The sequence below is a fragment of the Ruegeria sp. genome (assembly GCF_028066395.1).
Classification (GTDB): domain Bacteria; phylum Pseudomonadota; class Alphaproteobacteria; order Rhodobacterales; family Rhodobacteraceae; genus Ruegeria.
The window spans coordinates 1-12,904 of record NZ_JALCBM010000093.1; the positions used below are offsets into that span (position 1 = coordinate 1).

Consider the following 12,904-nt stretch of genomic DNA (forward strand, 5'->3'; position numbering starts at 1 on the left):
TGTTTCCTCCGTTTTACTAAACATAGCGGAGGACCACTTCAGTGGGGGAAGACCAATCAAACCTTGGCTGTTTCAAATCGCCCGCAATGCGATGATGGACCACTATCGCCGCGAGAACCGAGACGCATCAGTGTCGGCTGATGATCTTTGGTACGATGAACCGGATGAAACCGCGGAGCATGCTTTTGAAGGATGCGTCGAACCATTCCTGAGTGCGCTACCGTCTGAGGCAGGCGATCTGCTTCGCGCAGTGGAGCTTCAAGAAGTGTCGCAAAAAGAATATGCCGAGAAGCTAGGGATCAGCTACTCAACGCTGAAATCCCGTGTTAAGGCGAGCCGGAAGCAATTTCGTCAGTTGTTTGATCAGTGCTGCGACATTGCATTTGCAGCGGACGGGTCAATTCTGGATTACAGCAGAAAACCTCCTGGATGCGACAACTGCTGAGCATCTGGTATCTGCGCTTACAAAAAAACTGCCTTAGGTTCGTCTTTTCCGGATGTCGCGCGTCTTACTTACAGACATCGACATAGAAAGGACCACCAATGATCAAAATCGTGAGTTTCAAAATCTGCCCCCTCGTCCAGCGTGTCACCGCCTTGCTGGAAGCCAAAGGGGTGCCCTATGATATCGAATTCATCAGCCTCAGCGACAAGCCGCAGTGGTTTCTGGACATTTCTCCGACAGGGCAAGTGCCGTTGTTGATTACCGAAGCGGGTGATGCGCTGTTTGAAAGTGATGCCATTGTCGAATACATCGAAGAAATCACGCCACCTCTGGTTGCCGATGCTACACCTGTTCAGCGGGCAAGGGACCGTGCGTGGAGCTATCAGGCGTCCAAACATTATCTGGTTCAGTGCAGCACAATGCAAAGCAAGGACAGATCCGTCTTGGCCGAGCGTGAGGCAAAACTGACCAAGGCGTTTGAGAAAGCAGAGCGGCAATTGGGCGACGGTCCATTCTTTAACGGAAGCACCCTCAGCAACGTGGATATTGCCTGGCTCCCGCTGCTTCACCGGGCGCAACTCGTCAGAGAGCATTCAGGATATGATTTCCTTGCCGACTATCCCAAAATCCGTGCGTGGCAGTGTGCTCTGGCTGACACTGGTCTTTACGCGAAGTCCGTCTCAGACGATTTTGAAGAGAAATTCTCGGAGTTCTATCTTGCCGACCGAACTTTCTTGGGACGCGGCGCTGACTTTTCGGAACCAGCTACAGAAGAACCGCAGCAAAAGACAACAAATTGCTGCGGTTGAACAACGGTGCAGGTCATCCCTTCCGATGACCTGCACATTCCAAATTGCAGACATTGGAGCTCATTCCAGCAATTGGGGATACTGTACCCATTCGCTGCGCCGGACCAAGGCGGCGGAGATCTACCGCAAAACCGGAAATCTCAGGGCGGTTCAACTGTTGCTCGGGCACACAAAGGTTGACAGCACCGTCAGATACCTTGGTGTCGAACTTGAAGATGCGCTGAGCATCGCCGAGAAAATCGACATTTGAACCATGTTGGCGGGCGGTACTTGCCGTTCGCCAATCCAGACCAGACCTACGGTTGCAACGCGGCAGTGGCTCGGTTCGAGCCCTTACTACCGAATGCTGCGACCTGCCCGAAGGTCAGCTTTCTGGTTTTAAGAGCGACAACAGAGCGCGTGTTGCGCGCTGCCACTTACGCCGCGCCCTTGGCCTGTGCAGCCCTCCAGAAACGGTCTAACCTGCGACGATCAACACACACTTCTTCAAGGTTTCCAGAAAGCCGATTAAATCTTCCCGGTGCGATGCCTGCCGCTTTTCGTTCATTGCGGCACTAACCGTGAAACGGGCAAAGTTCTCAGGATTCAGCCCGTTTCTTGCCAAACCCGCGCTGTCTTTCATGACTTCCGCCAATGCAAGGATTTCAGCCTCTCTCGTCTCAACAATCGCCGCAGAGCTTGCATCGCCGACTGCATTTTCAAATGCGCTTGCATCGGGTGCGCCATGCAACATGTCAAACCCTCTTATAACCAGTTTCTCGAAAAAGATGTCCAGTTTGGGGCCGAGCGCGGGTGTTGATTTCCAATCTTCACGCACCTTGTCCAGCAACGCGCCCTGTGAAAAGCGAATTGCCCCGGCCAGGGCCGCATCCTTGTTGCGGAATGTCGCGTAGAGCGTCGGCTTCGAAACGCCCGCCTCCGCTGCGATTTCCTCCATCGTCGCCTTCCGCGCGCCAAAGCGTTTGAACACGACCAGCGCGGCACGGGCAAATCTCTGCTCGTTCTCAGTGTTTTCCATATTGACGATTTTCGTTTTTTCGTTAAATACCATCTTTACGAAATTCATAAACTCGCAAAGCTGCCAGCGCAACCGGATGAGGACAGAATGATCTCGCCTGAACAGAACAATATACTCGAAGCGCTCGCGAGCGGATTGTCAAAGCCGCCGCGCCTGCCGATTCTCAGGAAACCGGCCGAATATGACATGACCTTCGAAGAGGTGTCATTTGTCACCGAGGATGGTGTCGAAGTGTCTGCGTGGTTCATGCCGGGTGCGACCGGGCATGTGATCGTCAGCAACCATTTTTCGCCTGGCAACAAGTATGGGTTCGCGGGACACCTGGACGGTCTGGATTTTGCCGGAGGGTTCGAAGTGAATTTCCTGCCCCGTTACAAGGCGCTGGTCGATGCAGGCTATAGCGTGCTGGCCTACGACCTTCGGGGCCATGGTGGCAGCGGGGACAGCGCTGACGGCATTTCCGGTGTTGGGTACTATGAATGGCAAGAAGTGCTGGCCGCGTTGGACTATGTCCAGAGCCGCAAAGACGTGACTGAAATCTCCCTATACACAATGTGCATGGGCGCAAACGCGACCCTGAATGCGATGGACAAACGCCCTCAAGCCTTCGAGGGCCTAAAGTCGATGATCTGCATCGCCCCGCTCAAGGGTCGCACCACGATTGAACGGCAGTGTGAAAAGATGGGCATCAATCCCGAAGAAGGCGTTGCCACCTTCGCGCCGATCTACAATAACATCACCGGTCTCACTGTGGACGACCACAACATCATCCCAAAAGCCAAGGGCATCTCCTTACCGACCTTCTTCGTGCAGGTCCGCGATGACATGAATTCCCGCTGGCAGGACGTGCAGGAGATGTATGAGCTGGCGCCCGCCGCCGACAAGAAAATCCACTACATCGAAGACACGCCTTGGCGATTCAAAGGCTACCAATACTTCAGTGACCATCCACAACAGATGATCGATTGGTTTGACGCGCACAAGTGAGGAAAAACAATGAGACCCTTGTTCCCCACCATTCTAACCTTGCTGGCCTCTCCGGCCTTGGCCGAAAACACCGGGATGATCGTCGCCTGCCAACAACTGGGGGCCGACTACGCCTGGTATCTGGATCACCCTGACGAGGATATCGACACCACCGCGCTGAACTTTGCCGATCTTTTCACCTCAGATGGTTCTTGGCAGGTAAGCAACATGGAGTTGCAGATGGAAACTCATACTGGCGCCGAAGAAATCATGACTCGCTATAAACAGGGGCGCGATCAGTTCCGGTTCATGCACCTGATCACCAATCATCGCGTGAACCCAACCTCGGATTCCACCGGCACCGGCACCAGCTACGTGGAATTTTATATTCACCCGATTGGCGCAGACATGACCCACGATTTCGGCGTCACCGGCGTCGCCGAATACCGCGATACCTATGAGTTCAAGGATGGCATCTGCCGCCTCACGTCTCGCGAAGGAGTCCCGCGCTTCATCAGCCTTGAAAAAAAGATCCACGACCCAATACCGGAGTAAACACGATGTTCGGCAAAATGGTTTCAAACATGCTGTTCAAACCGGGCCAGGCCCCGCTCTTTGACAGCCCGTCCAACTACGACCTTGCCTACGAGGACGTGGAATTCAAAGCAAGTGACGGGGTTACCCTGCGCGGCTGGCTCATTCCCGGCGACACTGACAAGGTGATCATTCAAAGCCACTTCGGCACCATGTGCTGTCGCGCCGGATACACCAACGAAGGTAAGGGGTGGCTCAAAGGATACGACGAAGACATTCACTTCCTCAATCAAGCGAAGTACCTGCATGAGGCAGGTTTTACAGTGCTGATGTATGACTTTCGCGGCCACGGTGAGAGCGACTCCAATAGCCCGCCCTGGATCACGTGGGGAACACATGAAGCAAAGGACGTGGTGGCTGCGGTGGACTTCATAGCCACACACCCGGTGTACAAGGACGCCTCTGTCGGTCTTTTAAGTATTTGCATGGGACAAGGCGCTTCGACGGAAGCCTTCGGTCTGGAAAACGGCTTGCGGACCTATCCGCAAATCAAGGCCATGGTGTCAGTGCAGCCGCTGGACTATCCAACCTTTGCCAAGGCTATGGGCCTGCCCAGCTTTGTTCGGGGAAGTGTTCGCAAGGTGATGCAAAAGAGAACCGGGCTTGATTTCGAAGCGGCAAGCTGGTTCCCGCATGCCAAAGATATCTCGGTGCCGACGCTGGTGATACAGAACCGCAATGACGGCTACTTGGATGAGGCGTTCGTAGAGAGTTTTTTCGATAAGTTGAACGTCGAAAAGGAAATGGCCTGGATCGAGATCCCCAAGAAGAAGAACGCTAACCAGAACCGAATGGCAGCGTATGAGTGGATCGGTAAAAACCCAGAGCAGATCCTAATCTGGTTTGGCAAATATCTGTGATGACTTGGGCGGTCCTAAAATGGACGCTGCCGTCGCTAGTGGCCCTTCTGGCTGCGGCGGCCATGTTCACCAAGAAGACCTTTCATGTAGAAACAATCATCCCCGCACCGCCGGAGACGGTCTGGACGGTGTTGATGGACACTGAAAGTTACCCCATTTGGAACCCGGTTTTTGTCGCAGTAGATGGGCAATATCGCGAAGGCGCCACTGTCACGAATTCCGTACAATTCCCAGACGGGTCAGTCGTAGACATGAAAGCCAAAATTCTAACCCTGACCGACAACCGCCAGCTACACCAAAGCGGGGGCGTACCGGGTTTCCTGACCTTCGATCATCAGTGGCTCCTTGCGCCTGTCGAAGGCGGAACCCGTGTCACTCAGCACGAAGTTGACCGGGGCATTTGGCTCTGGTTCTGGGACTCGGATTGGATCCAACCTGCCTATCAAAAAGTTTTGGACGCACTTCTTGAGCGTGCGGTTGATCAGTAGACATCACTTGCATCAGGTTCGTAGTGCGGACATTGGAGCATTCGCAGCGAAATCACACTTTGTCCGCATAGTATAGGTATCGAACCTTTTTCTGAATGTCGGCTATGGCAACATCGGTTAAGATGGGCTTTTTTGACACCACCGCCACGCCTAAAATGAAGGTCTGCTCATGAAAACGAGTGTCGTATGGCCTCATAATCGTAGGTTGTAAGCTCAAGACGGTTCTGGTCGGGGTCCAAAAAGTACAGCGACCACGAGAACTGATGATCAACCACGTCTGCACGGGTGAGTAGTTGGCCAGATTTTGTGGTCAGTTGCAGTTCTTCGAGATCACCACAAAATTTGAGGAAGCTTTCTCCATCCACTCTAAAGGCAACCGTGTTATCCCGAGACAAGACTTCGCAGCTACACGCAAATAGTGATAGAGCAGGATTTCCATCTCCCCCTTGTAGAATGAGTGGTCCCATCGGGTCATCAGCCCAACTTGACAGCCCCCCATGTCTTCTCAGACCTAAGACACACTCGTACCAATCCGCCGAAACTTCCCTGTCAGATACCTCAACGTGAACGTGGTCTATTCGCTCAATCTGCATGACTAACTTTCTGTTTGTGCCGCACTAAACGAGAAGGTGCACTTTTGTTTATTCATACCAGCGACCCTATTCACGGTCTCCACTCTTGAAATTGGCTTCGCTGATCCAATGGCTGGCGAAATCCACCAACCTAGAATAATCACAGACTTTACATCCTGACGCGCCAAGTTTTCCGAAAGTCACAGCCCCCGTTTGCTCGAACGCTTCGCCAGCATCGGGAAACAAGCGGTTCATGTCGTCCGCAACATCGGGGGTTTCAATCCAATCACCAGCCGCTCCGCCGTTTTTGAACCGGCGAACCTTCTGGCGTCGAAACTCCGCAAGGGTTTCGGCAGTGTGAAGCGCAGAGCAGCGATTCCATCCCACCCCTATGAGTAGGGTTTTCATTGAATGGCGGAAACGCAGCTTGCCGAGTGGTGTGTTTTCTCCGGTGGCCCAAGCCAAACTATGCTCGGCAAGATACTTGTCAGAATTTGATCCGTTGAGGCAGATCGAAACCGCAGGATGGTCGCTTCGCACAGTCCCCGGCCACGTTCTGAATGTTTCTGCAATAATCCCCATTCCTGCGCATGGTGATTTAAGTTGGTCAAAACCGGGAACTGCATTTTCCACATGAGCAACCTGTTCCTCACCCAGGCTCGATTTATCGAGGTCAGCCGGAAAGTAAGCATCAGAGGAAAAACCAGGCATTCCAACTAACCCGGTTTCACCAACTGCGTTCATTAGCACCTGAACAACGACCCGAGGCCCGCCAATGACGGGACCGATAGACCCCAATGATGCGTGGACAAACAGGCCATCACCTTCCTGAATGCCAAGATTTTTAAGATCATGAAATAAATTCGATTGCGTGTACGGAATATCAGTCATGTGCGTGGGTTAGCATACGTGTTACAGACCCAAAATAGTTATCGCCAGATCGAGGGTAATTTCTCTGTTCCAATTGCTATAAAAAGACGGCAGCGTCGACTATTTCTCTTCTCTGGTTCGTTGTCGGCGAAAACGACGCTTGGGGTTTCAAAGGTCTGTCGCTTTCAACATCCGCCATCGATATTCGCCTGTGACGATGAATATGAGGCGACCAAGCCGTGTTCGGAGTTGTTTGCTCTCATCGAACTATGCGTAACTAGTCTCACGCTTGGGCGAAGAAGCTGTCCAAGAACAACAAATTGGCGTGTCTGGATAACAACTAAAGCGGCCATTGGGGCAACCGCAGCGAATTGGCGTTTTGTCCGCGTCTTGCCTGTTCATGCGGCGTGCAGCGAAAGCCATTTCATACCAGACCGGCCCTTGGTGCAAGTCGCGGAGAAGGTATCAAGGCGAGCCCATTCCGCTTGATGCCGCGTCACTAACGATCGACCGCGTTGTATGCTATTTGGAGAATTTTTCTGCATAGTCCCCAACAGTCGTCCCAAGTTGCCGCTTAAATGCCCTTTGCATCTGCTGAAAATCCTTAAAACCCGCGACTTCGATGCTTTTGCCGATGGGAACGCCACCGCTGAGTGCTTCAGATGCACGTTTTACTCTGTATCGCTCCAGGAATTTCACAGGAGAATGACCGGTGAGGTTCGAGAACCGACGGACCAGCGTACGCGATGTGAGTCCGGCCACGTCAGCCATTCGATCAAGCGTCCAATCGGCCCCCGGATCATCGTGCAAAGCAGAGATCAGGCGGGCCAGTTCCCTATCTTCTGTGAACTGGGCCTCAAGGATATCGGCAAACTGGTTCTGTCCTCCGCTGCGTTTGAGGTACACCACCAGTTCCCGCGCCACCGACAACGCAACAACAGAACCGTGATCCCTACGAATGACTTCCAGCGCCAAGTCTATGCCCGATGTGACACCAGCCGAAGTGAAGATCAGATCATCAATTCTATACAACTCACTGGTGACCCAATTTACCATGGGAAAAAGGTCGCGAACTTGTTTCGCGCGCCCCCAATGGGTGGTTGCAGATCGGCCATCCAAAAGTCCTGCATCGGCAAGGATCAAAGCCCCGGAACAAACGGAAATCACTCTCTCGCCGTTTCCGGACCTCTGCCAACCGCTCAGAATCTTCTGTAGCTCTGGCAGTTGCAACATACGGTCCACACCACGCCCGCCCGGAACCAGCAAGTCACGATGGCCTTCAATTTCCAACCTCTGATCTGCCTGAAGCCGCAATCCGCAGGACGATGTGACCGCGCTGCCATCGAGCGAGACATAGCGCAGGTGATAGCGGCTCACACCATCATCATTGGCTGAGCTGAAAGCCTGAACAGGCCCAGAAACATCCAGGATATTCAGATCATCAAAGAGTAGAATGTCGATACTGCGCGTTTTGTCCATAATTGATGATACTATGTCATTATCGCCAAAGTCGCCAGCAGTTAGAAAAGCACAACGTCATCTGAATCGCGGACCTGTTGATGCTAAACCGAAACTTCACTCTGATCCTTCTGGGCAATGTCATTCTGGGATCGGCGATGCCAATGCTGATCATTTTGGGTGGTCTCGCTGGAGCTTGGCTGGCCCCGCAAAGCTGGCTGGCCACCGCACCGCCATCGGCCCAAATGATCGCGGGGATTGCTGTCGCCTCTCCCATTTCGTTGTTCATGGGACGTTTTGGTCGTCGTGCAGGGTTCTTACTTGGGGCGGCGGCGCTGATCTCCGGGGCAATCCTCGCTGTTCTGGCACTACATGTTCAGAACTTCGTACTGCTCTGTCTCGCCCATGTCGCGTTGGGCGCGGCGCTGATCTGCGTGAACTATTTCCGCTTCGCAGCCTCTGAAGCGGTAGCCGAAGAACACAGACCACAGGCCATTTCCTTTACTTTGGCCTCGGGGTTGGTTGCAGCGCTGATCGGTCCGGAACTGTTTACCTGGTCTAAAGATGCCCTAGCGCCAACGCCGCTGGCAGGGGCCTATGCAGCTATGGCAGTTCTGGGAATATTGGGCGCTGTTCCCGTTCTTTGCCTCAAAATGCAAAACACTCGGACAACGCAGGCACAACAAAACTCCATATCTATTCGGGAAATTCTCGCCAGAAACCCCCGGATTGCCGTGGCCATCGGTGTCGCCGCGCTGTCGCAGGCGATGATGGTATTGCTGATGACGCCGACACCTCTGGCGATGATCGGCTGTGGCTTTATGGACGATCAGGCGGCGGACGTTATCCGCTGGCATGTGGTGGCGATGTTTGCCCCTGGTTTCTTTACCGGATCACTCATCAAGCGTTTTGGAGCGGGACGCATTGCTGCCATCGGGATCGCCCTGCTCCTGATTTCGGCCCTTGTTGCCGTGTCAGGGCTGGAGCTTCTGAATTTCTATACCGCCCTCATCCTGCTGGGGGTTGGCTGGAACTTTGGTTTCGTAAGCGGCACACACATGTTGCAATCTGTACTAAATGATCAGGAACGCCCGCTCATTCAAGGCGCAAACGACACGATCCTGTCGATCTCGTCTTCGGCGGCTTCGCTTCTGTCCGGCGCGCTCTATGCCGGGATCGGATGGATTGGTCTGGCCGGTCTCTCGGGACCAGTATTATTGATAATCAGTTTTGTTCTCTTCCGAACAAACAATCGCACAAAGGAATATGCTTCATGAAGCAGGTAGCGGTATTTTGCGGCTCCAGCACCGGGAATTGCCCGGAATATGCTCAGGCAGCCATCGACCTGGGAACGGCTCTGGCAAAGCGCTCGATCACATTGGTTTACGGTGGTGGCAAGGGTGGCCACATGGGGCAAATTGCCGATGCCACAATGGCGGCGGGCGGTCGTGCCGTTGGTGTCATGCCTGAGGCGCTGGTAGAACGCGAAATCTCGCATCCGGGACTGACAAAGTTGCATGTCGTGCCAGACATGGCGACGAGAAAGTCAAAAATGTCTGAACTTTCCGATGGTTTTATCGCCCTGCCTGGTGGCGCGGGCACCCTGGAAGAGATCACCGAACAATGGACTTGGGGTCAACTCGGAATACACGGAAAGCCAGTGGCATTCCTGAACATCAACGGATTCTACAGTCACATGCAGGCCTTTATTGCCCATGTTACGGAACAAGGGTTCATGAAACCTGAATACCGGGACATGTTGATCTTCAACGATACTCCCACCGGATTTTGGATTTGATGAGCGGCTATCATCCCCCTGCGCAGAAATGGGCCTGATCTCTGATTGTTAAGGTCTGCGAAAAAGCAGCGAGACTTTATCTCTGCCATTTTTGAGACAGAGTAAGTTCAGATAGTATTTTGGCAGAAAGCGGGCCAATGCAGCCAGAGAACGAACACCTTAGAAGCCTGCTTACCGAGCTATTTAGCGCGGTTTCTCAGCAGTTCTTTCATATACTTTTGCTGCGTCGCACCGGAGAAACTGAACTGACGCCCAGATTTGTCGAAGTGGACGACGAAGACTTCAAGAATACGATGGCGATTGTCGATCTGCTGGTCGAGCGTCGTGCTTCAATCCTGATCAACCCTCATAGCATATCCCCTGGCTTTGACGTTCGAGATATCCTGAGCGCGGAGCTTGCGATGGAGCGACATCTTCAAGTTGTCTTTGAACAAATTCACGTTGAGTCCAAGGCAGCAAAAGCGCTTGTAGATCGCGCAACCAAAATGCGCGCTGATTACCGCGCCTGGCTGGAAAGAGAGCTTGCCGCCCGCCCCTCAATACGGCATCAAGCGGCACCCGAAACTGACGCCGCTCTACTTCTGGCTCAATTGCTGCAACTCATGGAACAAGCCATGGTGCATGCGTTTCAATATTGGCATGCGGGCAAAAACAACGATGCTGATACGGCGTGGCAGACAAGTGGAGCGGCAATGATCTATCTTACTGCACTTGCACCTTTTGCCGGATCACATTTTGAAGATTCCCGTAAAACGGTCATTCGTCATACGGGCGAAATCAGCATCTCCGATGGCTTTGCACGAGACATGGCACTTGTGGAAGACTGCGACGTGATGGCCACCAGAGCTGCTAACGAGGCACATGATCAGAGTCTTGCCAACCTCTGCCGTCGGATTTCGGCAGACTGCCAACGCCTCGCCACAACAACACGCGGTTCCCCGATCAACGCCAAATTTGGGTATAGCGATACCTTTTCCAGCTTCGTTCGGGCGCGGGAAACGATGATGCGCATTTGAGGGTAGCCACAACACACCTCATTCCACTCTAGGGAAAAGCGGATACTGATTACTCATAGCTGGTCATCAATCATCCGGGAGCAACTTTCCCCTCAGCAAAAAAGACCGTGCAAATCGTTGCACTACTCAAGGCAAGCGTTTCGAATGGCCTCAGCCATGGCTCCTGTAAGCTGCTCTGTTGCGTGCGCGGATACAAGAATGGAACGCCGCGAACTCGGAAGCGAAGGAAACCCGTCTCTTTCAGACAACACGTCCAAATCTTCGCAGAGACAAGATTTCGGAAGCACTCCGATTGCCAGACCAGCACGAAGGGCAGCCTGCAGGCCCGTGAAACTACTGCTTTGAAAGGCAACCCTGTGTTTCCGACCCACCGCGTCCAAAGCTTGTACAGGCAGGTCGCGCCAATAGCATGGACGATCAAGTATTGCTAACGGCACCGCTTCCTCTTTGGACCAGCTTCTCTCTTTGCGCGCCACCCAGACAACCTGCTCAACATCCAAAGCTTCACCGCCCGGGTCGTCCAGCCCCGAGCAGACAGCAATATCCAGTTCTCCCGTACCTACCGCTGCGGCGTAGCCAGAAGTGCATCCCGATCTTGCCAGTACCTGCACACTGGGGTGAGAACGGGAAAACTCAATTAGGATACTTTCAAGGATGCCATCGTCATAATCGTCGGGAAAACCAACGCAGATCGAGCCGGTTAAAGGTTCTCGAAAGAGAGAAGCTGCCTCTCTGATATCGGCAATGATCGGCCTTGCGCGTGCAAGCAACATCTCTCCGGCCGGTGTCAGGTTCATGCCGCGAGCAACCCTTTCAAAGAGGGTAATGCCCATCCCATCCTCCAGCTTGCGGAGTTGAACGCTGATCGCGGATTGTGTCCGCCCAAGCCTGCTGGCAGCAAGTGTCAGGTTTCCGCATTCTGCGATCCTAACAAAGGTTTGCAAGAGATCAGAATCTATAGGCAATCGTTCGTTTTCATTCATGTCTTTGATCATAATTATTCGTTTTTTCTAAAGCAAGCGCAGCCATATGATCCGGCCAAAACTGGAGGGATAACGGTGGACGCGGCACAAGCAGCTATATTGATAGGAATCGGAATTTTCGGCGGCGCCTGGAACGCAATTGCGGGCGGCGCAACCCTGTTCACGTTTCCAGCTCTCATAGCCGCAGGGCTGCCGCCAGTGATGGCAAACGCAACGAATTACCTTGCCCTTTTACCCTCCAATGCAGCGGCGCTCCCCGCCTATCGGGAGGAATTGAAGGGCCTCGGCAAACAACTCCTTCCGCTCCTTCTGGTATCAGGGTTAGGTGCTGTCGTTGGTTCCGTTTTGCTGCTTGTGTCCGACCCAGACCTCTTCGTCTCCCTCATTCCATTTCTAATTCTCGTGGCAACTGGCCTCTTTGCATTTGGTGACAGGCTGCGCGCTTGGTTGCTGAATGTGATGGGCGAGGGTCGAGGAACCACCGCGATCTACGCAGCACTTTTTATATCTTCGATATATGGCGGATATTTTGGCGCTGGCCTCGGAATTATTCTGTTGGCCATCGCGCAGCTCATGGGGTTCTCGAATTTTCACATCGCCAACAGCATCAAAAACCTACTTGCAACGAGCTTTACGATCCTAAGCCTCCTTGTCTTCGGGATTGGCGGATTGATCGCTTGGCCACAGGCTATTGTCATGATGGCGGGCAGTACTATCGGAGGGTACATGGGTGGCCATTTGGCGAAACGTGTAAACACACGCTACATAAAGGGTGTGGTGGTCGCTTTCGGGTTGGCTCTTTCCCTAGTCTATTTCGCTCGAACGTTCACTTAACTTGTCATTCCCGCGCATCGAAAGCCGACGTCGGATCAAGTGCAGCCCAAGGTCGCTTTGTCTTGCCACTTTCCAGTTCATGCGGCGTGCAGCGAATGTAGAACGCCCGGCTTAGCCAGTTACGATAGATCTTTAATAGCGGCCTGTATGTTGTCCATCGGCCGCCAATGCCAACGTCGTTGAGCAGAGGAGC

The 12,904-nt window shown here is 53.2% G+C and carries 15 protein-coding genes and 1 pseudogene; 11 read left to right on the forward strand and 5 right to left on the reverse strand.

The features are described from left to right. The 3 genes and pseudogenes from MPJ51_RS20020 to MPJ51_RS20030 all read left to right on the forward strand — a co-directional run. On the forward strand, positions 1 to 445 hold a 445-nt coding region (locus MPJ51_RS20020; protein ID WP_298390545.1), incomplete at its 5' end, for a sigma-70 family RNA polymerase sigma factor. Positions 446 to 543: 98 nt separating this feature from the next. Further along, positions 544 to 1,254: a glutathione S-transferase family protein gene (locus MPJ51_RS20025; RefSeq protein ID WP_298390547.1), complete on the forward strand. Its 711-nt coding sequence runs from the start codon at positions 544 to 546 to the stop codon at positions 1,252 to 1,254. A 76-nt stretch (positions 1,255 to 1,330) separates the two neighbouring features. Further along, positions 1,331 to 1,504: pseudogene (locus tag MPJ51_RS20030) on the forward strand (tyrosine-type recombinase/integrase); the annotation flags it as partial. A 207-nt stretch (positions 1,505 to 1,711) separates the two neighbouring features. On the opposite strand, the gene MPJ51_RS20035 reads toward MPJ51_RS20030, so the two are convergent. After that, entirely contained in the window at positions 1,712 to 2,320 is a 609-nt protein-coding gene (locus MPJ51_RS20035) for a helix-turn-helix domain-containing protein (protein ID WP_298390549.1), read from the reverse strand. A 39-nt stretch (positions 2,321 to 2,359) separates the two neighbouring features. On the opposite strand from MPJ51_RS20035, the gene MPJ51_RS20040 reads away from it, so the two are divergent. The 4 genes from MPJ51_RS20040 to MPJ51_RS20055 all read left to right on the forward strand — a co-directional run bounded on the left by MPJ51_RS20040 (position 2,360) and on the right by MPJ51_RS20055 (position 5,180). Beyond that, a complete protein-coding gene (locus tag MPJ51_RS20040; RefSeq protein ID WP_298390551.1) occupies positions 2,360 to 3,259 on the forward strand; it encodes an alpha/beta hydrolase in 900 nt (299 codons plus the stop codon). An 18-nt stretch (positions 3,260 to 3,277) separates the two neighbouring features. After that, positions 3,278 to 3,793, forward strand: coding sequence for a nuclear transport factor 2 family protein (locus tag MPJ51_RS20045; protein WP_298390552.1), 516 nt, complete (start codon positions 3,278 to 3,280; stop codon positions 3,791 to 3,793). A 5-nt stretch (positions 3,794 to 3,798) separates the two neighbouring features. Continuing rightward, positions 3,799 to 4,692, forward strand: a complete 894-nt coding sequence (locus MPJ51_RS20050; protein WP_298390554.1) for an alpha/beta hydrolase — start codon at positions 3,799 to 3,801, stop codon at positions 4,690 to 4,692. A gap of 62 nt (positions 4,693 to 4,754) precedes the next feature. After that, complete coding sequence (locus tag MPJ51_RS20055; RefSeq protein WP_298390556.1) at positions 4,755 to 5,180, forward strand: SRPBCC domain-containing protein; 426 nt, start codon at positions 4,755 to 4,757, stop codon at positions 5,178 to 5,180. A 659-nt stretch (positions 5,181 to 5,839) separates the two neighbouring features. Here the strand turns inward: MPJ51_RS20055 and MPJ51_RS20060 are convergent. Then, entirely contained in the window at positions 5,840 to 6,643 is an 804-nt protein-coding gene (locus tag MPJ51_RS20060) for an AAC(3) family N-acetyltransferase (RefSeq protein ID WP_298390558.1), read from the reverse strand. A 501-nt stretch (positions 6,644 to 7,144) separates the two neighbouring features. Beyond that, positions 7,145 to 8,101, reverse strand: coding sequence for a DJ-1/PfpI family protein (locus tag MPJ51_RS20065; protein ID WP_298390560.1), 957 nt, complete (start codon positions 8,099 to 8,101; stop codon positions 7,145 to 7,147). Positions 8,102 to 8,181: 80 nt separating this feature from the next. On the opposite strand from MPJ51_RS20065, the gene MPJ51_RS20070 reads away from it, so the two are divergent. From MPJ51_RS20070 to MPJ51_RS20080, 3 genes are all read left to right on the forward strand, one after another. Then, a complete protein-coding gene (locus MPJ51_RS20070; protein ID WP_298390562.1) occupies positions 8,182 to 9,357 on the forward strand; it encodes an MFS transporter in 1,176 nt (391 codons plus the stop codon). Then, positions 9,354 to 9,878: a TIGR00730 family Rossman fold protein gene (locus MPJ51_RS20075; RefSeq protein ID WP_298390564.1), complete on the forward strand. Its 525-nt coding sequence runs from the start codon at positions 9,354 to 9,356 to the stop codon at positions 9,876 to 9,878. The genes MPJ51_RS20070 and MPJ51_RS20075 overlap by 4 nt, the downstream gene beginning before the upstream one ends. A gap of 137 nt (positions 9,879 to 10,015) precedes the next feature. Continuing rightward, positions 10,016 to 10,894 (forward strand): hypothetical protein, encoded by an 879-nt coding sequence (locus MPJ51_RS20080; protein ID WP_298390566.1) that lies wholly within the window; start codon positions 10,016 to 10,018, stop codon positions 10,892 to 10,894. Between the two features lie 122 nt (positions 10,895 to 11,016). On the opposite strand, the gene MPJ51_RS20085 is transcribed toward MPJ51_RS20080, so the two are convergent. Continuing rightward, on the reverse strand, positions 11,017 to 11,889 hold the full coding sequence (locus tag MPJ51_RS20085; RefSeq protein WP_298390568.1) for a LysR family transcriptional regulator: 873 nt from the start codon (positions 11,887 to 11,889) through the stop codon (positions 11,017 to 11,019). A gap of 63 nt (positions 11,890 to 11,952) precedes the next feature. Between MPJ51_RS20085 and MPJ51_RS20090 the strand changes: the two genes are divergently transcribed. Further along, entirely contained in the window at positions 11,953 to 12,711 is a 759-nt protein-coding gene (locus tag MPJ51_RS20090; protein ID WP_298390570.1) for a sulfite exporter TauE/SafE family protein, read from the forward strand. Positions 12,712 to 12,715: 4 nt separating this feature from the next. Here MPJ51_RS20090 and MPJ51_RS20095 read toward each other — a convergent pair. Next, on the reverse strand, positions 12,716 to 12,904 hold a 189-nt coding region (locus MPJ51_RS20095), incomplete at its 5' end, for a hypothetical protein (protein ID WP_298390572.1).